The organism is Cupriavidus sp. HY129, assembly GCF_059492215.1.
This window is the reverse complement of sequence record NZ_CP083255.1, coordinates 88,081-108,521: the sequence shown is the minus strand read 5'-3', so window position 1 is coordinate 108,521 and position 20,441 is coordinate 88,081. Positions and strand designations below refer to the sequence as shown.

Sequence of the window (20,441 nt, the reverse complement as noted above, 5' to 3'; positions counted from 1 at the left end):
AAAGTGCTTGCGGAGGCAGATGATTCGCACTTTGATAAGTAATTGATCTGTAAAGGTTTGCCCGCCTCAACTCTTATATAAGATATAAGACATTTGATCTGGCGGGGACTTCGGTCTACAATCACGCGCAACTGGCCGCCTCGCGCGCCAGTCCCCACAGAGACGGCAGTACCGTTACAACCCTATTACCAGCAGGTTCCTATGCTTGATACCTATCGCGCCCATGTCGCCGAACGCGCCGCGCTTGGCATTCCCCCTCTGCCTCTGACCGCCAAGCAGACCGCCGACCTGATCGAACTGATCAAGAACCCCCCGGCGGGCGAGGAGCAGGCGCTGCTGGACCTGATCACCTATCGCGTGCCGGCAGGCGTGGATGACGCCGCCAAGGTCAAGGCCTCGTACCTGGCCGCCGTGGCCCTGGGTTCGGAAAAGACCCCGCTGATCTCGCGCGCCCGCGCTACCGAACTGCTCGGCACGATGCTGGGCGGCTACAACATCTCGCCGCTGATCGAGCTGCTGGACGATGCCGAAGTGGGCACCGTGGCCGCCGAGGCGCTGAAGAAGACGCTGCTGATGTTCGACGCCTTCCACGACGTGAAGGAAAAGGCGGACAAGGGCAACGCCAATGCCAAGGCCGTGCTGCAAAGCTGGGCCGACGCCGAATGGTTCACGAGCCGTCCGGAACTGCCGCAATCGCTGACGATCACCGTGTTCAAGGTGCCGGGCGAAACCAACACCGACGACCTGTCGCCGGCCCCTGACGCCACCACGCGCCCGGACATCCCGATGCACGCGCTGGCCATGCTGAAGAACAAGCGCGAAGGCGCTGCGTTCCAGCCGGAAGAAGACGGCAAGCGTGGCCCGGTCAAGTTCATCGAGTCGCTGAAGGACAAGGGCCACCTGGTGGCCTACGTCGGCGACGTGGTCGGTACCGGCTCCAGCCGCAAGTCGGCCACCAACTCGGTGCTGTGGTTCACCGGCGAAGACATCCCGTTCGTGCCGAACAAGCGTTTCGGTGGCGTGTGCCTGGGCAGCAAGATTGCTCCGATCTTCTACAACACGATGGAAGACGCCGGCGCGCTGCCGATCGAACTCGACGTGTCGAAGATGGAAATGGGCGACGTGGTGGAACTGCGTCCCTACGAAGGCAAGGCCCTGAAGAACGGCGAAGTCATCGCTGAATTCAAGGTGAAGTCGGACGTGCTGTTCGACGAAGTGCGCGCCGGTGGCCGTATTCCGCTGATCATCGGCCGTGGCCTGACCGCCAAGGCCCGCGAGTCGCTGGGCCTGGCCCCGTCGACGCTGTTCCGCCTGCCGCAGAACCCGGTCGACACCGGCAAGGGTTTCACGCTGGCCCAGAAGATGGTCGGCCGCGCCTGCGGCCTGGCCGAAGGCAAGGGCATCCGCCCGGGCACGTACTGCGAACCGAAGATGACCTCGGTGGGCTCGCAGGACACCACCGGCCCGATGACCCGCGACGAGCTGAAGGATCTGGCTTGCCTGGGCTTCTCGGCCGACCTCGTGATGCAGTCGTTCTGCCACACCGCCGCTTATCCGAAGCCGGTGGACGTGAAGACGCACCACACGCTGCCGCAGTTCATCAGCACCCGTGGCGGTATCTCGCTGCGTCCGGGCGATGGCGTGATTCACTCGTGGCTGAACCGCATGCTGCTGCCCGACACCGTGGGCACCGGCGGCGACTCGCACACCCGCTTCCCGATCGGTATCAGCTTCCCGGCCGGTTCGGGCCTGGTCGCCTTTGCCGCTGCCACCGGCGTGATGCCGCTGGACATGCCGGAATCGGTGCTGGTCCGCTTCAAGGGCAAGATGCAGCCCGGCGTGACGCTGCGTGACCTGGTCAATGCCATTCCGCTGTACGCGATCAAGCAGGGTCTGCTGACCGTGGCCAAGCAAGGCAAGCAGAACATCTTCTCGGGCCGTATCCTCGAAATCGAAGGTCTGCCCGACCTGAAGGTGGAACAGGCCTTCGAACTGTCCGACGCCTCCGCCGAGCGTTCGGCCGCCGGTTGCTCGGTGCACCTGAACAAGGAACCGATCATCGAATACATCAACAGCAACATCACGCTGCTGAAGTGGATGATCGCCGAAGGCTACCAGGACCCGCGCAGCCTGCAGCGCCGTATCAAGGCCATGGAAGCATGGCTGGCCGATCCGAAGCTGCTGGAGCCGGACACCGACGCCGAGTACGCCGCCGTGATCGAAATCGATCTGGCCGACGTGCACGAGCCGATCGTGGCCTGCCCGAACGACCCGGACGACGTGAAGACGCTGTCCGACGTGGCTGGCGCCAAGATCGACGAAGTGTTCATCGGTTCGTGCATGACCAACATCGGCCACTTCCGTGCCGCTTCGAAGCTGCTGGAAGGCAAGCGCGACATCCCCGTGAAGCTGTGGGTTGCCCCGCCGACCAAGATGGACCAGAAGCAGCTGACCGAGGAAGGCCACTATGGCGTGTTCGGCACGGCTGGCGCGCGTACCGAAATGCCGGGTTGCTCGCTGTGCATGGGTAACCAGGCACAGGTGCGCGAAGGCGCGACGGTGATGTCGACCTCGACGCGTAACTTCCCGAACCGTCTGGGCAAGAACACGAACGTGTATCTCGGTTCCGCTGAACTGGCTGCCATCTGCTCGCGCCTGGGTCGTATCCCGAACAAGGAAGAGTACATGGCCGACATGGGCGTGCTGAACGCCAACGGCGACAAGATCTACAAGTACATGAACTTCGACCAGATCGAAGACTTCAAGGAAGTTGCGGACACGGTGTCGATCTAAGTGTCGACGTTCCTCGGCGGCGACGCCGAGGAACGAACTGAAGTCCGATGAACCCCGCGTGCGCGTGAAGCGCCCGCGGGGTTTTTTCATGGGTGATTGCGCAAGCCCGGTCAGGATTGCCTGATGGCTGCCGCGTGTGACTGTCGTTGGGTGGATGGACCGGCAGGAAGGAGACCGGCAGGAAGGAGATCGGCCGGATCGTGCTGGCTAGTGGCTGATGCTCCGATCGCCACTTACGCGATCAGCGGCAGCCAGCATCACGCATTGCTCGCTGGCGCGGCTGCGGTCTGCCGGCGTGCGGTGCCATTCGCGGCCCGGCTCTCCTTGGGGCTGCAACCGAACTGCACGTGATACCAGCGCGAGAATCCGCTCGGCGCGGAAAAGCCGAGGAGGGTCGCCACCTCGGTCAATGGACGATCGCTCTCGATGACATGACGCGTCGCGAGTTCCGTACGGATTTCATTGACCATCGACGAGAAGCTCTGCCCCCGCTCGGCCAGCCGGCGCTGGACCGTGCGGCACACGACGCCGAGGTGATCGGCGACCTGCTCGGCGCTGCAGCGGCCACTGGGCAACAGCAGGAGGATGGTGCGCCGCACGTCCTCGAGCATCGTCGCCTGTTGCATGACGGCCGACTCGTCTATCAGTTGCTGTGCGTAGCGCGCCATGGCCGGATCGGCCCACGGGTTGCGTGCATCGAGATCGGCCTTCGCGCAGATGATGCCGTTGAAGTCACAATCAAATTCGACGTGAGGACCGAAGAACCGGTGGTGCGTGCTCAGGTCGCGCGGCGCGGGATGTTCCAGGCACACGCGTTGTGGCTGCCAGTCGGCCTTGATGAGCTGACGTATCAACCGCACCATGACCCCAAGCGCCAATTCAACCCGTTGGCGAGTTGGCTGATGAGCGTTGCCGGCGATCAGCACCTCGCGAATGATGACCCGTCCGCCGCAATCCTCGACCGCCAGCGACTGCGCGCCGTTGAGCAACGGTTGATAGCGCATCAGCAAGGTGAGGGAGTCACGCAGCGTCGCCTGGTCGCGGATCAGCATGCCGACCGCACCGAGATTGGACAGCAGGCGCGACTCGGCCATGGCCAACCCGAAACTCTCGTTGCCCGACATGGTTGCAGAGGTCTGCAGCAGGCGTCCGTAACGCTCGACCGGAATCATGAGATCCGGTTCGCGCAGCACGCTCGGACTGATTCCCGCGTCCATCATCATCCGCACCGGATCGAGTCCGGCGGCACGAGCGACCTCGCTGTAGTTGGTGAGGGCTGCGGCCCGGACAAGTAACGACATCGGGAACTGACCATAGAAAGACAGCCCATGATAGACAGCGGCAATGGGTTGTCAAGCGGGAGGAATCCCCGAGCTTCAGGCGCGGCAGCAAGGTTGTTTGCGCTGCATTCGCCTCATCGGCGATTCCCTGTTTCCGCGCTGCCATGGCTGTCGCCAAAGGCCAAATCACGACGCGATAGGCAAAGCGGGAAGGGGGGGAGGGCGGGATGATTCGCTTCGGGAAGTCCTTGAGCAATCGTCACAGCGATGGCGATGACGCCCCCCGTCCGATAGAAAGGAGCCCCCGATGATACGGATCACCCGCGGTGCCCGCCAGGCCATGGCGCTTGCACTCGTCCTTGGTTCTGCGCTGCCGGCCATGGAAGCGGCCCGGGCCGCCGACTGGCCCACCAAGCCTGTGCGGATACTCGTGGGCGCTCCCCCGGGTGGTACGGCGGATATCGTGGCACGCCTCGTTGCCCGCGAGTTGCAGGCCTCGCTTGGCCAACCGGTCATCGTCGACTACAAGGCGGGCGCGGGGGGCACCATCGCCGTCCAGACCATGCTGGCTTCGCCGCGAGACGGCTACACGTTCCTCTTGATCCAGAAGGGGATCGCATCCGAGGTGCCTCTTGCCATCAAGGTGTCATACGACCCGTTCAAGGACATCGTCCCGATTGCTCAGCTTACGCAATATGGTCTCGTTCTCGTCGGGAATCCCAACCTGCCCGCGAAAAATCTCGGTGAGTTGGTCAGGTACGTGAAGTCGAAGCCGGGCAAATTCGACTATGCGAACTTTGGCGTTGGCACGCGTGGTCAGACGATGGGTGTGCAGTTCAATCGCGTTGCCGGGCTCGATGCCGGCACCGTGAGCTACAAGGGCTCACCGGCCGCACTGCAGGATGTGATGGGTGGACAGGTGCCGCTCATGTTCGACGGTCCGGCGACTTCGCTGCCATTCATCAAGGCGGGGAAGCTCAGGGCCTATGCGGTGGCGTCGCCCAGGCGAATGGCCGCACTGCCTGACGTTCCGACCTTTACCGAGTCGGGATATCCAGACCTGCAGGACGTGAGCTGGATGGGGATCTGGTCCGCTCAAGGCGTGCCGCCAGCCGTGATTGCGAAAATGCGCGACGCGACGCTCAAAGTGACGCAATCTCCGACGCTCCGGCCAAGGCTCGAGGACATGGGTATGGAGCCCGGTTCGCCGGCTACCACCGATGAGCTTCTCAAGGATGTGCGTGAGTCCTACGAGCGCCAGGGCGCGTTGCTGCGCTCCATCCACTTCAAGCCGGACTGATGGTGAATCGACGGTGAGTCGCGGCGCTGGTTGCCAGCGCCGCGATGCGTTGACTCAGAGTTGCTGAACCAGTTCTTCCGCCAGCGGCCATGTGCCAAAGCCATCCACAGGTCCGAGATGCCCGACTTCCCCGGCGTCGATGCAACGACTGCCCCACGCCTGCGCCAGTTCCTGGATTCGCTCGAATTTTCCGAGCGGATCATTGCGGCTTGCGACCACGATGCTCGGGAATTTCAACTGTCGGCGTGGGATCGGGGTCCAGCCTTCCTTTTCCAACGTCAGCGGATCGGTGTATCCGGGCGGCAAGGGGTTGTCAAAGTCGGCCGGCGCAGCAAGCAGCGCGCCCTGCACGGCGCACTTCGTCTCCTGTGCCCAGTGAACGGTAATCAGGCAGCCCACGCTATGCGCGACGAGGATGACCGGCCCTGGGATGTCGCTGACGACACGCTCGAGGTTCTCCACTCTCGCGCGGCGCAACCTCTTGTCGTGATCGATCTGCGGCACGATGCGCACCGCCCGCCCCTGCTGCTGCAGGCGCTCCGCAAGCAGCGACTGCCAGTGTTCCGGCATGTGATCGCGAAAGCCGGGAACGATCACGACCGTTGGCTGATTTCCGGATGTCATGGAATGCCCTTTTCTCTGTCTTCCAGCTCAGTACGGGATATCACCGACAATGCCGGCGCGTTCCATCTTGCGCGGTGCCGGATAGTAGTCGTTGACGGCGTAGTGCTGCGTGCTGCGGTTGTCCCACACCGCGACGTCACCCTCCTGCCAGGCCCAGCGCACCTGGTATTCCGGAATGGTGGCGCGGCTGGTCAGGTAGTTGAGCAGCAGCGAGGCGCCAGGCGATTTGTCGATGCCATGGCGCACGTTGGCTGGTGTGCTGTAGTTGGTGAAGTGCGTTGTGAACGAGGCGCCGACGAACAGGATTTTCTCCCCGGTCTCCGGATGGATGCGCACCACAGGATGCTCTACCGGTGGATGATCCTGCGCCAGCTTCGCGCGGTTCTCCGGTGTCATTACCGCCCCGAAGCTGTGTTCGATGCTGGCCCTCGCGCGCAAGCCGTCGATCTTCGACTTGATCTCATCGGGGAGTTCCTCGTACGCCTTCACCATGTTCACCCAGATGGTGTCGCCACCGATCTCGGGACATTCGAGGCAGCGCAGGACAGCCCCCATGGCGGGGTTGGGACGCCACAGACCGTCGCAGTGATAGCTGTTCTCGAAGCTGTGCGGGTTGTCGCTACGGTAGACCTTCACCAGGCCCGGGTAGTCCGGAACACTGCCAACCACGGGATGGTCTTCCAGCTTGCCGAAGCCGCTGGCGAAGGCCACGTGGTCGGCGCGCGTGATTTCCTGCTTGCGAAAGAAGAGGACCCGGTGCTTGAGCAGCGCCGCGCGGATCTCGGCGAAGACTGCCGGATCGCGCGCCGCCTCGCCGATGTTGACGCCGGAAATCTCGGCCCCGATGGCAGGGGTGATTTGCCTGATCTTCATTTCCATGTCTCCTGCTGTCTTGTAAGTGCCTGGCAACGAGTATCTGGTGTTCCAGGCATCCATGCTTACTTCGGCAGGACATTCACTTTCCAATTCGCGACATTCCGGCCGTTGCAGCGGCCTGCGAAGGTCAAGTTCCGTAGCATGCGACATCGCACCGGGCAGTTCATTTTCGAGCGAAATAACGGAGGGCATCCACCATGGCAGCACCACAGAGCAAGGTGATCGTCACCTGCGCCGTGACCGGCAGTATTCACACCCCCACAATGTCGCCTTATCTCCCCATCACCGCCAGGGAGATCGAAGACGAGGCCGTTGCCGCGGCGGAGGCTGGCGCGGCCATTGTCCATCTCCATGCGCGAAACCCGGAGAATGGCCAGCCATCGCAAGACCCGGCCCTCTTTCGTGCGTTTCTCCCACGGATCGCGGCCCGTTCGGACGTCGTGATCAACCTCACGACTGGTGGCGCCCCCAACATGTCGGTGGAAGAACGCTTGCAGCCGGCGCTGCAACTCAAGCCGGAGGTTGCCTCGTTGAACATGGGGTCCATGAACTTCGGCCTCTATCCGATGCTCGCCCGGCACGCGACGTTCAAGCACGACTGGGAACGTCCGTACCTCGAAGGCTCCGAGGACCGCGTGTTCCGTAACACGTTCAAGGAAATCCGCTACATCCTCGAATCCTGCGCCGACAACGGCACACGCTTCGAGATCGAGTGCTACGACACGAGCCACCTCTACACGGCCGCGCACTTCATTGACCGCGGCATCCTCAAGCCGCCGTTCTTCATCCAGTCCGTGTTTGGCCTGTTGGGCGGGATCGGCACGCACGCCGACGATGTCATGCACATGCGCCGCACCGCGGAGCGCCTGTTCGGCAGGGACTACTACTGGTCCGTGCTCGGCGCCGGTCGCAGCCAGATGCCGATTGCGTCGATGGCGGCGGCCATGGGCGGAAACGTTCGCGTTGGCCTGGAGGATTCACTCTGGGAAGACCGCGGCAAGCTGTCGACCAGTAACGCCGAGCAGGTCAAACGCGTGGTTGGCATTCTGAAATCGCTGAACCTCGAAGTGGCGTCGCCGGACGAGGCCCGCGACATGTTGCAGCTTAAGGGCCGCGATGCCGTCGCGTTCTGACCGGCCGATCTTCCCCAAGGGCTCACGAATAGTTTCTCCTGTCTTATCCAAGGAAACGCTCATGTCTCATCCTGTTGTCTTGATCACCGGCGCGACCGCCGGCATCGGCCGTGCGACGGCGCTGGCCTTTGCAGCCAAGGGCGCGCGACTGGTCTGTTCCGGGCGGAATGCCGCAGCCGGAGACGCCCTCATCTCCGAACTTCGGGAGATGGGTGCGGAAGCAGACTTCCTGGCGGCCAATGTCAGCCGCGAGGACGATGTCATGCGTCTTGTCAGTCATGCTATCGAGCGCTTTGGCTGCCTTGATATCGCAGTGAACAGTGCCGGGACGGAAGGCACACCGGGGTCGATCGTCGAGCAGACCGTCCAGTCGTACGCGACGACGTTCGATGCGAACGTTCTTGGGACGTTCCTTTGCATGAAGCACGAGCTGAAAGCGATGATCGCGCAACAGCGCGGAGTCGTTGTCAATCTGTCATCCACGATGGGCAGTCGTGGCAATCCGCGCAATCCGATGTACGTGGCAAGCAAGCACGCGATCGAGGGCCTGACCAAGTCCGCGGCCCTCGACGTCATCCAGGCGAATGTCCGCGTCAACGCCGTGGCGCCGGGCCCGATTGAAACGGCCATGCTCGGACGCATTGCCGGTGGCGCGGATCGGCTTGCCTCCGTCGCTGCGACGATCCCTGCCGGGCGCGTTGGCACGCCGGAAGAGGTCGCCGATGCGATTCTGTTCCTGGCATCCGATCAATCGACGTACATCACAGGGCAGATCCTTCATGTGAACGGTGGGAAGACCGCCGGGTAGTCGGAGACGTCTCGGGGCGCGGGCAAGGGCCCCGGGAATGCCGGGGCTTCGGCACGCACTGCAGCGATCAGTAGCGATCAGTACCTGATGGTGCCGGGGCTCCCGCCAGCGACAGAAATGGCATCGCCATTGATCGCTACACTCACTGGCGATGCAAGGAATGCCACGACGGTCGCAACCTCGCGGGCTTCCACAATGCGGCCCAGCGAGTTCCTTGCCGCGGCCCAGGCTTCGAATGCCGCGTCGGTTGTCTCCGTCCGCGTCGCTCCGGGATGGACCGCCGTGACATTGATACCCTTCGGCCCGAGTTCATCCGCCAGATTCTTGGTGATCGCAGCCACGCCGACGTTGCGCAGCGTGGCAATGGGGCGGCCGGTGCGATAGATCGCCAGGCCACCAATGTTCACGATCCGCCCCCAGCCATTGGCGATCAGGTGTGGCGCGAGCGCTCGCGCGGTGCGCAGATAGCCAATCACCTTGATGTCGATATCTTCAATGGCTTGCGCATCGTCGATTTCATCGAGCCGTGAGGCCGATGAGATTCCACCAGGCAATGCCGCGGCGTTGACCAGGATGTCAATGCCGCCCAAGGCGGCGATCGCCTGCTTCACCATGCTATCCACGGACACCTTGCTGGAAGTGTCCACGGTGAGTGGCACGATCCGTCTTCCTGTCAGCGTCGCCAGCTCGGCAGCCGTCGCTTCCAACGCCGCGCGTCCACGGGCTGCCACTACCACGTCGACGCCTTCCTGCGCGAGCTGGAGTGCAATCGCCTTGCCGATCCCCCGGCTGCCACCAGTGACTATCGCTCGTTTGTCCTTCAGACCAAGATCCATGGTTCGCTCTCTCCAGTATGCGGACAACGTCAGTGAAGCCGGAAGTCGCCTCAAGTCGCCTCAAGTCGCATCAGGTCACCTCAAGTCACCTCAAGGCGCTTCCGGCCGAACGCTCAGAACACGTGTCGAATCCCCAATGCCGCGCCGAACATGGATTTCTGTCCGTTGGCCAGCGCATAGGAATTGCCCAACGCCAGGCTGGTCGCGAAGCCGCTCGCTGCCGATTCCATCGCCAGGCCGGCGTTCCTGCTGTATGCCGTGGTCAGATACACGTCGGTCCGCTTGGAGAAAGCATAGTCTGCGATCAGGGCAATCTGCCAGGGGTTGGCCACGCTGTTGTTTCCTCCCAGGTTCTTCACGTTCTGATAGTCATACTCGAGCGTGAAATCCAGCGCCGACGAGAAGCGGTATTGGCCACCAATCCAGTAGAAGTCGTCGCGCAGGATCGTCGTGCCGCCTGGATCCTTGTTCTGCCCCCATCGGTAGCCACCCATCAGTTTCGCCGTATCGTTGAACGCGTAGCTGGCCATGACAACGGCCTTCTTGAACGTGCCATTGCCCGTGCCGATGGTCGGATTCCACTGGTCGTAGCCAATACCCAGCCCGACCGGCCCAGCCAGATAGCTCAAGGCGGCACCATAGGCCGAATCGCGGCGGAACTGGCCCGGTACTTCACCGGCGCCACCCGCCGTCGGCACCGTGGGGTAGGTGGACGGCAGTGTCGTGCCAACCCCGAACGACCAGTCCGCCTGCGCGGTGAAGGGGCCGAACGTCCCGGAGTACTTGACCGTGTTGTCCTGGCGGAAGTTGGCCCCCGCCACCACGCCCGTCGGCTCATACTGCGTGGCATATCGCGCCGGGACGAAGTTGGCCATGGTGGAGAAAATCGATTGGTATTGTCGGCCGAACGTGAACACACCGAAGCGTGTGTCGAGGCCGACGAAGGCCTGGCGCCCGAACATGCGTCCCCCCTGTTGCAGCGTGCCGGTATCGGCATTGAAGCCGTTTTCCAGCACGAAGATCGACTTCAGGCCGCCCCCGAGGTCTTCGACGCCGCGAAGACCCCAACGCGATCCGGAGTAGCCGCCAGAGTTCTCGCGAAACACCGTCTGGGGCGGGCCGGGGTTGTAGCCGTTACCTGCCTGCGGCACGGCCCCGACGTGGTTGACGTACTCCACGTTCACATCGACCACACCGTACAAAGTCACGCTCGATTGCGCGTTGGCCGCACCACACGCACAAGCGGCAGCCAGGGCAAAAAGTCTCTTGTTCACCAGCACTCCTCCACGTTCATTGTTTTGGTTTCCAGGCTGGTGACGCGCGGGCGCCACCGGCCTGGAACGTTGCCAGGGGTCCGAATCGAAGTCCGGTTCCCTTTCTTGCGCAGAACCCGCGCGTTTATCCATGGACGAGCACGGCTCTCGCCCTTTGTGTGAGCGATGGCGTTCGTCCTGTCTTGCGCTTGGATTTGCAGTAGGGCTACGGGCAAGGCAGATCAACGGCTTGCCCCGCTTTGCGTCGAGATTTCAACTGGCGTTCGACGCAAGACGCCGGGCACCGTGGGCGCCTGGCGGTGGTTCATCCACTAGTCGATCTGAATCCCCGCATCGGTGGCGATCTTCGACCAGACATCGAGGTCGTGGCTGACCGTCTCGCCGAATTGCACCGATGTCTTCACAGGCGGGGGACCAAAGTTCATGGCCTTCATCGTGGCTGCGAGATCTGGGGATGCCTGGGCCTTGTTGACCTCATCGGACAACCGCTTCACGATCGCCGGGTTGGTTCCTGCCGGTGCGAACATGCCGAACCAGCCCACCGCATCGAACGCGTAGCCCTGTTCACCCATGGTCTTGACGTCCGGTAGCTGCGGCGCGCGAACGTTGCCGGCAATGGCAATGGCGCGGACCTTGCCGGAGCGCAGGAATGGGACTGGCGCGCCCGGGTCTGTCCAACCGATCTTCACGATTCCCGAGGTCAGGTCGGTCAGCAACTGGGTCGAAGTCCGATACGGGACGTGATCGGTCTTCATGCCGGTCTGCTTCTTGAGCCATTCCATCATCAACTGGCCTGACGATCCCGTGGCCCAGGTCGCGTAGCTGTACTTGTCCGGATTCGATTTGAGCAACTGGATGAGTTCCGGCAGGCTATGGACCGGCAGGTCGTTACTCACCAGCAGTACCACGCCACCCGAGGCCGTCTCGGCGATGGGTAGGAGGCTCTTCTTGGGGTTGTAGGGGATGGTCTTCAGTACGGCCGGGGCAACGACCATGTTCGATGCCGTGGTGTAGAGGATCGTGTATCCGTCAGCAGGCGCCTTGACGACCGCGTTGGTCCCGATGACGCCACTGCCGCCTGGCCGGTTATCGACAACGACAGGTTGCTTCAGCGCGATCGACAGGCGTTGCGCCATCAGGCGCGCCAGCGCATCGACTCCGGACCCTGCCGACGACGCCACGACCATCTGAATCGGGCGCGACGGCCAGACGTCCTCAGCCAGTGCCTGCGCTGAAGCGCACAGCGCCAGAAGCGCCGCGGTGCCCAGCACGACCGCAGCCGGTTTTTGCATGCGTAATGCCATTGTCTACCTCCATGTACTTGGTCTTTTGACGGTCGCTCAACCGATGCGTGAGGTCGATGCGTGAGGTCGACGCCAGCCCCGGGGGCAGGGGCTGGCGTCCGGCCCGGCTGGCTGACTTCAGGACGGCAGGTTCTCCTGCTTGCGCAGGAAGCCCTGGTTGGCGCCGTTACGATTCGGCGAGAAGCCATTGGCCTGAAGCGTCTCTTCCACGGTGTCGTAGAAGACCCCAAGCTTGAGGATTTCCCGTGTCTGTTTGGCTGTGGCGATGGGGCGACCGAATTCGCGGGAGATGCGCACCAACTGCTTGATTTGCTCGACGGAGCTCATCTTTCCAGTGCGGGACTGGTTCCAGAGCACGTCCTCGATGCCGCACCGAACGTGCAGGCCCAGCGCGATGCCGATCATATTGATGGGCAGCACATTCAGTACCGAGCTCTCCACCGTTACCACGGCGCCGTCCGGCACGGCACGCAGCATATTTGCCAGGTTGAAGATGTTCGCCTGATCCATGCCACCACTGATGGCCACCCAGTTCATCACCAGCGGCCCCTTGTAGACGCCGCGGCGAATCATTCGCTCGATCGTTTCGAAGCTATTGATGTTGTAGCACTGGAACTCGCTCTGGATGCCGGCAGCGGTCAGACGCCGGATGTGCTCCTCGGCCCAGCTTGGGTTCGAAGGCACGACCATGTCCTTGTAGGTCTTGTAGAGGTGCGGAAAACCGCGCGAGACACCCTTGAAGTCGTCGAGACCGGCATGTTCCGTCACGTTCATCTGTGAAGTGTTGACGGTGACCGTCACCTGGTCGGGTTTCGGATCGAGTTCGGCGAGCATGTGTCGCGTGTCATCGCTGAGCCATTTGGCGTCCTGGCCCTCTTCCGGCGCGAAGCTGATGGAGCCGCCCACCTGGATCACCATATCCGGCACGGCGGCGCGCACGCCCGCAATCAGCTCATTGAACATCGACAGACGCTTGCTGCCCTTGCCGTTGGCCTCGCGCACGTGCAGATGCAGCACTCTGGCGCCGGCTTCGTAGCAGTCCACCGCCTTCTGGATCTGTTCTTCCATGGTGACCGGAATGTCTTCCGGGAAATCTTCGGGAATCCAGCCCGGCGCATACGGTGCGGCGGTGATGATCAGCGGTTGCTGGTTCTCGGGGTACAGGTGGCCGTCAAGGAAATGCATGGTGATGGGTCTCCGGATGAATGGTGAATAGCGGGATGGCGAACGGGATGCTCCCCAGGGAAGGGCAACCGTCAGATGGCGAAAATGGACGAACCGACAATCTTGCGACCCTCAAGGTCGCGATGTGCCTGCACGGCATCCTCCAGCGCGTAGCGGCGATTGATGTCGATGCGAATGCGGCCTGCGGCCACGTGGCCGAACAGTTCGTCGACCAGCTCCGCCTTCTCGGTGGGATCGGCGATGTAGTCGGCCAGGGCCGGTCGCGTCAGATACGCGGAGCCCTTGCGGGCCAGAACTGCCGGGTCAAATGCCGGGACGGCTCCGGAGGCGAAGCCCACGCATACCAGCAGGCCACGGCGCTTGAGTGAGTCCAGCGACGACATGAAAGTGTCCTTGCCCACGCTGTCGAAGACCACGGACACACCTACGCCATCCGTCAGTTCCCGCACGCGCTTGGCCACGTCTTCATGGCTGTAGTTGATGGTGTGGTCGCAGCCATGGGCGCGCGCCACTTCGGCCTTGGCATCGGTGGAAACCGTTCCGATGACGGTCAGCCCCAGCAATTTGGCCCATTGCGAGAGGATCAGGCCGGCACCACCCGCGGCCGCATGGAGCAGGATGGTGTCGCCCGCCTTGAAGGGGTAGATCCGGCGCATCAGGTACGCGGCTGACAATCCCCGCATGGTCATGGCTGCCGCGACTTCGCAACTGATCGCTGCCGGCAGCTTGATCAGCGGGTCGGCGGAGATCAATCGCTCGGTACTGTAGGCGCCCAGCGTGGGTGTAAAGCCCGTGTAGGTCACGCGGTCGCCGACGGCAAGATGCGTGACGCCGCTACCTATGGCCTCGATCACGCCGGCGGCTTCGTTGCCAATGCTGCTGGGCAGTGGAACCTTGTAGAGACCGCTGCGAAAGTAGGTGTCGGCAAAGTTCAGGCCGACGGCCACGTGACGGACACGGACCTCGCCCGGTCCCGGCTCACCAACCGTGGCGTTCTCAAAACGAAGGACGTCGGGGCCGCCCGTTTCATAAATCCTGACGACTTTCGCCATGTGGTCTCCTGTCTGCTGTCGAATATGGAGGTCCACCTGTGGCGTGCGGATCGAGCGCGTCAGATGGACAACCTGTGTGGTGAATCATCTGATCTGGCCCAACTTTCCGCTTTTCCGTGCATGTCTTGAACTTTCCCTTTTGCGACAGGGATATGGCTGGCGTGGTCACGTTGGGGGAATCGGCTCGCGGGCGCGTTGCCGCCGTATTCGCCCCCGTCGACGTTGAGCGTGCCGGTCGCGGCGATGGTCTGGCATGTGCCGATTGCGTCATGCCGTCAGGCCGCTGAGCAGGGAAGGCGTGCAAGACGCGGCCGCGCATCTATAATCCGGCATGACTTCTTCAGCCCCTACCTCATTCGCCACGCTGCCGCTGTCCGCGGCCATGCAGGCTACCCTCGTCCAGCTTGGCTACGACGCCATGACGCCGATCCAGGCCGCCAGCCTGCCGCTCGCGCTGGCTGGTCACGACCTCATCGCCCAGGCCCGCACCGGCAGCGGCAAGACTGCGGCGTTCGGGCTCGCCCTGCTGCATCGTCTCGATCCGCGTCCGCTCGACGTACAGGCGCTGGTGCTCTGTCCCACGCGTGAACTGGCCGATCAGGTCACACAGGAGATCCGTCGTCTCGCCCGCGCCGAAGACAACGTCAAGGTGCTGACGCTCAGCGGCGGCTCGCCGATCCGGCCGCAGGTGGAGAGCCTTGCTCACGGCGCGCACGTTGTCGTAGGCACGCCGGGCCGCATCATCGATCACCTCGATCGCGGAAGCCTGAATATCGATGCGATCAACACGCTGGTGCTCGATGAAGCTGATCGCATGCTCGATATGGGCTTTCACGACGACATCGCATTTATCGCCAGCCACGCACCGAAGGACCGGCAGACGCTGCTGTTCTCGGCCACCTATCCGGCCGCCATCGACAAGCTCGCCCATCGCTTCCTGCGCCAACCGAAGACGGTGAAGGTGGAGGAGGCGCACGACGCGGCCACCATCACCCAACGCTTCTACGAGGTGGAGGAGGGCGATCGTCTCAACGCCGTCGGACGATTGCTCGACCATTTCCGCCCGGCTACCACTCTCGCCTTTTGCAATACGAAGGCGCGCTGCCGCGATCTGGCCGACCTGCTGCGCGCGCAGGGCTATGCCGCGCTTGAACTGCACGGTGACCTCGAACAGCGCGATCGCGACCAGGTGCTGGTGCAGTTTGCCAACCGGAGCTGCTCGGTGCTGGTCGCCACCGACGTGGCCGCGCGCGGGCTCGACATCGCGCAGCTGGAAGCCGTGATCAACGTGGACGTGACACCCGACCCCGAGGTCCATGTCCACCGCGTCGGCCGTACCGGGCGCGCTGGCGAGGCAGGCTCGGCCTTCAGCCTCGTCAGCCTGGATGAAATGGGTCGCGTCGGCAACATCGAGCAGCACCAGGGCGGCGAGTTCGAATGGCACGCGCTTGAAGAACTGACGCCGTCAGGCGGCGGGCGCCTGCTGCCACCAATGGTCACGCTGCAGATGCTGGGCGGGCGCAAGGAGAAGATCCGGCCCGGCGACATCCTCGGCGCGCTGACCGGAGAGGCCGGCTTCACAAAGGAGCAGATCGGCAAGATCAGCGTGATGGAGATGTCGACCTATATCGCCGTGGACCGCGCCATCGGACGCGAGGCGGTGAAGCGGCTGAACGAAGGCAAGGTGAAGGGCCGCAAGGTGAGAGTGCGAATGCTGACGACCGATCAGCGGTAACTCGGCTGAGCCATCCCAGCGAGCCTGGCGCAGCGGTGATCAGGATAGGTGCGACTGATCCGATCGCAAACGCCAGGTCGCCGGCGCTACCGTCACCACAAGGTCGCCACGCCGGGGTTCGAGGGCCGGTCTTGCTGCACCTGACCCCGTGATCCGGTGGGCTTAGAGGCACGATCAAAATGATTCTGGCGTCGTTGCGCGGCCTTGCCGTACTACTTGTACTGTCTGCGGCCGCGCGCCTAGCCAGAACCGCTTCGCTTCTTTTTGATAGCGCCTCTTAGTGCGGTATGGCCCCGTAGACGGCCCGGATTGCGGCGATAAAAGCTGCCGATGATTCCAGCGATCCATTGCGTGCCGCCACGGCTTTGCCCGCTTCTGCCGAAGCGCCGCGAGGCGCTGAATCAGGACTCGAAGAGAATTTCACTACGCTCAGTTCCTTTTTCGGATTGATGTAGATCTTCTGCCCGAACCGGCCGCTCGCCTCCACGGAGCCATCGCCGTCGTTCACCTGATACCAGTAGTCACCATATGCGTAACCCGGCCGGCCAGCCGCGAGGCGGCCCTTGGCGAACCCGGCCTGGTTTCCGCGCGGGCGCAATGCGGCACGGACAGCCTGAACGGGAATGCCCGCGTCGGCATCCCCGGCCTGCGCGCGCCGGACTGCGTCGGCAAAACGGGCCGCATCGCGCAAGGTCGTGCTCAGGCCACCGCTTGCCATTTCTGTTCCGAGTGAGTCGACCTGAATATAAGCGTCGTCCTGGGCCAGCTTCGACCAGACCGTTTCCTGCGCCAGTTCCGCCCACGATTTGCCAGAGATTCGGCGCATCGCCCATGCAACAGCTTCCGGCGATCCGTTCTGGTAGAACCAGTAGTCTCCAGTGACGGCCCCCTTGTCGGTGGAGACGGTCTTGAGGAAATCGTAGATATTGTCCGGCGCACCCGCGCGGCGCGGGATGATTCCGACCGCGCCGAACAACCCCAGATCGGGCGGAAGCTCTGGCGAATACGCGACGGGCACTTCCATGTCGAGGTTCTGCGCGAGCGTGGCGTCGCCGAATGGATTGCCCGCCAACTCGGGCACATAGGTGGCCAGCCTTGCTTCGGGGTCAAACTTGCCATCGACAATCAGCATGGCCGCCATCAGGCCCGTGAGCGATTTGGTCATCGACGCCCAGATGTGCGGCTGAGCGGGTCCGAAGCCATCCAGATACCGTTCGAAGACAATCTGCCCCTTGTGCAGCACGATGAAGCCATCGGTGTGGGTGTCCCGAAGGTAATCGGACAATTTGACTGCCTGTCCTTCCACATTGAATTGCAGGTTATCGAGACCTGCTGCCGGCCGCTCCGACAGCGTCATTGGCGTTGAAGCGTGCCGAACTCCCGCCGTCGGCGAGGTCTCGCGCGCATGACGGAAGGCCCAGCGCATATATGGTGGCTGGAATGCGTTGGTCTTGGTCACACGCATGGCTGGAGACGGCGGAAAGCCCTCCATGACACCGACGTCCTTCCGGTCGTTGCTCTGGTCGCGGCCCAGCGACTGTGCCGCGACCCCGCCCGTCACGGCGAGCAGCGCTATCGTGGCGATTGCCCTGCACTTACGCTGCCAATGAATGCGGTGGCGAGGCACGGTGTCCATTCTTTCTCCTTTGCAAAGCGTGCTTCGGAGTATGAAAGCGAGGATTCTGTCTCACAAGAAACCGAGGGGCATCGAGTCATAACTGATGGGAATCCCCTGCGGTCCGGATTCAAGCGTCATTTCGTTTCAGGAAATGCCCCGCTTGCCAGGCTGGAAGAATCGTTTAGCAGATGGACATCGTGCTACCTAGACTATCTGGGGGGCAATACTCCGCGTGTGAATGGGTGCTCACAGTAAGGCACAAGAAAACACAAGAAGGCACAAGAACGCAAAAGAAGGGGGTGCCATGAAATCCGCAATTTCCTATCTGGCTGCCCAATTCTGCTTGCTCTTCACACTCGGGTGTCTGTCACCCGGCGGACTGGCGCAAGTCGCTCGGACCGAGGTCATTCCTGTACCGACTGTCACGATGTCGGACCAGGAATTTCTGGCCGGTGTCGAGGGCGGTCGACCTGCAACGATTGCGGGCGAACTTCGGCTCCCCAAGGCCGGGGCGGACCGGCTCCCACTGGTGATTCTGCTGCATGGCTCAGGCGGTATCGGTAGTTCAGTGACCGACTGGGAGCAGGATCTTCTGGGGATGGGCGTCGCGACGTTTGTCCTGGACAGCTTTTCTGCTCGTGGCATCACCAGCACGATCAACGACCAGGCTCAGCTACCTCGCCTGGCGCAAATGGAAGACGCCTTTCGCGCGCTCGCGATTCTTTCGAGACATCCGCGTATCGACCCGACGAGAATCATGCTCGTGGGGTTTTCGCGAGGCGGGCAGAATGCGCTCTATGCAAGCCTGAAACGGTTTCACCGATTGCACGCATCACCCGGCACCGAGTTCGCGGCCTACGTCGCCTTTTATCCCGACTGCTCCTATACGTATCGCGACGACGATGACCTTGTGGCAAAGCCGTTAAGAATTCTCCAGGGCAGCGCGGATAACTACGACCCGGTTGGCCCGTGCCGCGCATATGTCGATCGGCTAAAGGCGAAGGGTAACGATGCGATGTTGATCGAGTATCCAAAGGCCAATCACGCCTTTGATTCGCGGGCGCTCGCGTCGGCCGTGCAGCTTCCGCGCGCGCAAACAACGCGGCATTGCAGCACGGTGGAGTTGGAGAATGGGTTGCTGGTCAACGCACAAACCAGCAAGCCTTTTACCTACGATGACCCGTGTGTCGAACGGGGCGTGACTATCGCCTATGACGAGCAGGCAGCAAGGGCGGCAAGGCAGGTGCTTCACGAATTGGTGATCGCGGTGCTTAAACCTGGTGTCGTCGCAACGGCAACGCGTCCATGATCGTTGTGGCAGTTGCCACGGAGGTGCGGTTGGACAGACGGCGCGGACGCGCTGAAGTGGTGCGGCTGTCGTCGGCCCGTCACCTGAGGCAGAACGCCCGGTGCGGCCTTTCGGCCGCACCGGGCGAGTTCATTGCGTCAAATGAGGGTTGAGGGCTACTTGTCGGAGTCGGACTTGGCGCCGTCCACGAAGGGGTCGAACTTGCCGGTGCGCGCGCCGTCGGTGTACGGGTCATACTTGCCCGCCTTCGCGCCCTCGGTGTACGGGTCGGCCTTCTGGTCCGGCACCAGATTGGATTGCGCCGACGTGTTCGCGCCCTGGGTGTAGGGATCGAACTTGTCGCCGGCCCTGGCGCCGTCGGTGTACGGGTTGTACTGGTCCGACTTCGCGCCTTGCGTGTAGGGGTCGAACTGCTTCTTGTCCTGGGCATGTGCCATCGGCGCGGCCACCACGGCCGCCGTGGCAACAATCAGGCTGGTGAGGAGGATCTTGCGCATAGTCGCCTCGCGAGATGGGCGCGAATCACTTGCCTGGCCGGGTGCGCCCAGAATGCCATCGGGCAGGCGGCATGACGCGGAGGTCAGTCCCTTGCAGCATAGTCGTTACAACGAAGAACGACGATCTCCGCGTGATGTCGCCAGAACGAATCTGCAACCGTTGGTTACGTCGATGACGCGGCCTTACCTTTGCGAGGATGTGGCGTCTCGCGGATGGACGATGCAGGAACGTCTTCCACCTCGCCCTTCGGTGCTGTGGCAGGCATATCGGTGAGGGCCGCTGGCATCAGTGACAACGGTGTTGGCAGCACCGGCAGTCCGAACATGTGACCCCAGGCATCCACCCATGCGCGCTGCGTGGAGGCCGTCAGTTCGATCATGGCCGTGGCGTAGCGCAGCGGGATCGACAGGAACGGGATCTGGCACGACCATTCGCGCACGTAAAAGTCCTCGGGGTCCTGCGGCACGAAGCACGATGCCCAGTCGAACTGGACTTCCTCGAACATCGAACGTGTGAAGTCGGCATTGAGGCCCATGAACTTGTGCCAGCCCTCCATTGCGGTGTGATCGAATGACGTCAAGGCCTGGAACGAGAATGTCGGCATCGGCCACAACGTTGCGGCAGCCGGTGGGGTGCTTTGCATGGTGGAAGCTCCGTTTGGGTACACGTGGTGATCAATAGCGTGGCAAGCGAGGACTGTGCCTGCCATCCGCCAGATGACGGTGCATGTGCGATGACGGTAGCGTCACCGCGCTGCACGGCGAGGACGATGTCGACATGCTCGACCATCGTGCCCACCCGGTCAACCCGCGTACA

17 protein-coding genes are annotated in these 20,441 nt (G+C 62.7%); 6 read left to right on the top strand and 11 right to left on the bottom strand.

Annotated features, from left to right (window positions below):
- The first annotated feature begins 201 nt into the window (after positions 1–201).
- Complete coding sequence (locus K6G35_RS16945) at positions 202–2,793, top strand: bifunctional aconitate hydratase 2/2-methylisocitrate dehydratase (RefSeq protein ID WP_286882347.1); 2,592 nt, start codon at positions 202–204, stop codon at positions 2,791–2,793.
- 257 nt (positions 2,794–3,050) lie between these two features.
- On the opposite strand, the gene K6G35_RS16940 is transcribed toward K6G35_RS16945, so the two are convergent.
- The gene (locus K6G35_RS16940) at positions 3,051–4,094 is read right to left on the bottom strand and encodes an AraC family transcriptional regulator (RefSeq protein WP_008644142.1); all 1,044 of its coding nucleotides are present in this window, start codon (positions 4,092–4,094) and stop codon (positions 3,051–3,053) included.
- Positions 4,095–4,380: 286 nt separating this feature from the next.
- Here K6G35_RS16940 and K6G35_RS16935 point away from each other — a divergent pair, with 286 nt between their 5' ends.
- Positions 4,381–5,373, top strand: coding sequence for a Bug family tripartite tricarboxylate transporter substrate binding protein (locus K6G35_RS16935; RefSeq protein ID WP_035884111.1), 993 nt, complete (start codon positions 4,381–4,383; stop codon positions 5,371–5,373).
- Positions 5,374–5,427: 54 nt separating this feature from the next.
- Here K6G35_RS16935 and K6G35_RS16930 read toward each other — a convergent pair whose 3' ends face one another.
- Positions 5,428–5,997 carry an RBBP9/YdeN family alpha/beta hydrolase gene (locus K6G35_RS16930; protein ID WP_008644150.1) on the bottom strand — a complete coding sequence of 190 codons (570 nt, stop codon included), beginning with the start codon at positions 5,995–5,997 and terminating at the stop codon, positions 5,428–5,430.
- Between the two features lie 27 nt (positions 5,998–6,024).
- Positions 6,025–6,870, bottom strand: a complete 846-nt coding sequence (locus K6G35_RS16925; protein ID WP_011519696.1) for a TauD/TfdA dioxygenase family protein — start codon at positions 6,868–6,870, stop codon at positions 6,025–6,027.
- 200 nt (positions 6,871–7,070) lie between these two features.
- On the opposite strand from K6G35_RS16925, the gene kce reads away from it, so the two are divergent.
- Positions 7,071–8,006, top strand: coding sequence for a 3,5-dioxohexanoate:acetyl-CoA acetone transferase (gene kce, locus K6G35_RS16920; protein ID WP_035884110.1), 936 nt, complete (start codon positions 7,071–7,073; stop codon positions 8,004–8,006).
- A gap of 61 nt (positions 8,007–8,067) precedes the next feature.
- Positions 8,068–8,814 (top strand): SDR family NAD(P)-dependent oxidoreductase, encoded by a 747-nt coding sequence (locus K6G35_RS16915; protein WP_495676775.1) that lies wholly within the window; start codon positions 8,068–8,070, stop codon positions 8,812–8,814.
- Between the two features lie 77 nt (positions 8,815–8,891).
- On the opposite strand, the gene K6G35_RS16910 is transcribed toward K6G35_RS16915, so the two are convergent.
- The 5 genes from K6G35_RS16910 to K6G35_RS16890 form a co-directional block, all read right to left on the bottom strand.
- On the bottom strand, positions 8,892–9,650 hold the full coding sequence (locus K6G35_RS16910) for an SDR family NAD(P)-dependent oxidoreductase (RefSeq protein ID WP_035884107.1): 759 nt from the start codon (positions 9,648–9,650) through the stop codon (positions 8,892–8,894).
- Positions 9,651–9,763: 113 nt separating this feature from the next.
- Entirely contained in the window at positions 9,764–10,924 is a 1,161-nt protein-coding gene (locus K6G35_RS16905; RefSeq protein ID WP_035884168.1) for a porin, read from the bottom strand.
- A 311-nt stretch (positions 10,925–11,235) separates the two neighbouring features.
- Entirely contained in the window at positions 11,236–12,228 is a 993-nt protein-coding gene (locus tag K6G35_RS16900) for a Bug family tripartite tricarboxylate transporter substrate binding protein (RefSeq protein WP_495676774.1), read from the bottom strand.
- Between the two features lie 117 nt (positions 12,229–12,345).
- Positions 12,346–13,413 (bottom strand): beta-keto acid cleavage family enzyme, encoded by a 1,068-nt coding sequence (locus K6G35_RS16895; RefSeq protein ID WP_008644170.1) that lies wholly within the window; start codon positions 13,411–13,413, stop codon positions 12,346–12,348.
- A gap of 71 nt (positions 13,414–13,484) precedes the next feature.
- Positions 13,485–14,465: a quinone oxidoreductase family protein gene (locus K6G35_RS16890; protein WP_495676773.1), complete on the bottom strand. Its 981-nt coding sequence runs from the start codon at positions 14,463–14,465 to the stop codon at positions 13,485–13,487.
- Between the two features lie 331 nt (positions 14,466–14,796).
- Here K6G35_RS16890 and dbpA point away from each other — a divergent pair, with 331 nt between their 5' ends.
- Positions 14,797–16,200, top strand: coding sequence for an ATP-dependent RNA helicase DbpA (gene dbpA / locus K6G35_RS16885; RefSeq protein WP_035884102.1), 1,404 nt, complete (start codon positions 14,797–14,799; stop codon positions 16,198–16,200).
- Positions 16,201–16,477: 277 nt separating this feature from the next.
- Here dbpA and K6G35_RS16880 read toward each other — a convergent pair whose 3' ends face one another.
- On the bottom strand, positions 16,478–17,836 hold the full coding sequence (locus K6G35_RS16880) for a serine hydrolase domain-containing protein (protein WP_035884101.1): 1,359 nt from the start codon (positions 17,834–17,836) through the stop codon (positions 16,478–16,480).
- Between the two features lie 286 nt (positions 17,837–18,122).
- On the opposite strand from K6G35_RS16880, the gene K6G35_RS16875 reads away from it, so the two are divergent.
- A complete protein-coding gene (locus K6G35_RS16875; protein WP_495676772.1) occupies positions 18,123–19,127 on the top strand; it encodes a dienelactone hydrolase family protein in 1,005 nt (334 codons plus the stop codon).
- Between the two features lie 155 nt (positions 19,128–19,282).
- Here K6G35_RS16875 and K6G35_RS16870 read toward each other — a convergent pair whose 3' ends face one another.
- Both K6G35_RS16870 and K6G35_RS16865 read right to left on the bottom strand, forming a co-directional pair.
- Positions 19,283–19,624: a hypothetical protein gene (locus tag K6G35_RS16870; RefSeq protein WP_035884099.1), complete on the bottom strand. Its 342-nt coding sequence runs from the start codon at positions 19,622–19,624 to the stop codon at positions 19,283–19,285.
- A 164-nt stretch (positions 19,625–19,788) separates the two neighbouring features.
- Positions 19,789–20,268 (bottom strand): polyhydroxyalkanoate granule-associated phasin, encoded by a 480-nt coding sequence (locus K6G35_RS16865; protein WP_495676771.1) that lies wholly within the window; start codon positions 20,266–20,268, stop codon positions 19,789–19,791.
- Positions 20,269–20,441 lie beyond the last annotated feature (173 nt).

Excerpts from the sequence above, each read along its gene's own strand:
- K6G35_RS16930 (WP_008644150.1), bottom strand. The coding sequence starts at position 5,997 with ATGACATCCGGAAATCAGCCAACGGTCGTGATCGTTCCCGGCTTTCGC.
- K6G35_RS16935 (WP_035884111.1), top strand. The coding sequence starts at position 4,381 with ATGATACGGATCACCCGCGGTGCCCGCCAGGCCATGGCGCTTGCACTC.
- dbpA (WP_035884102.1), top strand. The coding sequence starts at position 14,797 with ATGACTTCTTCAGCCCCTACCTCATTCGCCACGCTGCCGCTGTCCGCG.
- kce (WP_035884110.1), top strand. The coding sequence starts at position 7,071 with ATGGCAGCACCACAGAGCAAGGTGATCGTCACCTGCGCCGTGACCGGC.
- K6G35_RS16865 (WP_495676771.1), bottom strand. The coding sequence starts at position 20,268 with ATGCAAAGCACCCCACCGGCTGCCGCAACGTTGTGGCCGATGCCGACA.
- K6G35_RS16925 (WP_011519696.1), bottom strand. The coding sequence starts at position 6,870 with ATGAAGATCAGGCAAATCACCCCTGCCATCGGGGCCGAGATTTCCGGC.
- K6G35_RS16910 (WP_035884107.1), bottom strand. The coding sequence starts at position 9,650 with ATGGATCTTGGTCTGAAGGACAAACGAGCGATAGTCACTGGTGGCAGC.
- K6G35_RS16870 (WP_035884099.1), bottom strand. The coding sequence starts at position 19,624 with ATGCGCAAGATCCTCCTCACCAGCCTGATTGTTGCCACGGCGGCCGTG.
- K6G35_RS16945 (WP_286882347.1), top strand. The coding sequence starts at position 202 with ATGCTTGATACCTATCGCGCCCATGTCGCCGAACGCGCCGCGCTTGGC.
- K6G35_RS16890 (WP_495676773.1), bottom strand. The coding sequence starts at position 14,465 with ATGGCGAAAGTCGTCAGGATTTATGAAACGGGCGGCCCCGACGTCCTT.
- K6G35_RS16880 (WP_035884101.1), bottom strand. The coding sequence starts at position 17,836 with ATGGACACCGTGCCTCGCCACCGCATTCATTGGCAGCGTAAGTGCAGG.
- K6G35_RS16895 (WP_008644170.1), bottom strand. The coding sequence starts at position 13,413 with ATGCATTTCCTTGACGGCCACCTGTACCCCGAGAACCAGCAACCGCTG.
- K6G35_RS16915 (WP_495676775.1), top strand. The coding sequence starts at position 8,068 with ATGTCTCATCCTGTTGTCTTGATCACCGGCGCGACCGCCGGCATCGGC.
- K6G35_RS16875 (WP_495676772.1), top strand. The coding sequence starts at position 18,123 with ATGAAATCCGCAATTTCCTATCTGGCTGCCCAATTCTGCTTGCTCTTC.
- K6G35_RS16940 (WP_008644142.1), bottom strand. The coding sequence starts at position 4,094 with ATGTCGTTACTTGTCCGGGCCGCAGCCCTCACCAACTACAGCGAGGTC.
- K6G35_RS16900 (WP_495676774.1), bottom strand. The coding sequence starts at position 12,228 with ATGGCATTACGCATGCAAAAACCGGCTGCGGTCGTGCTGGGCACCGCG.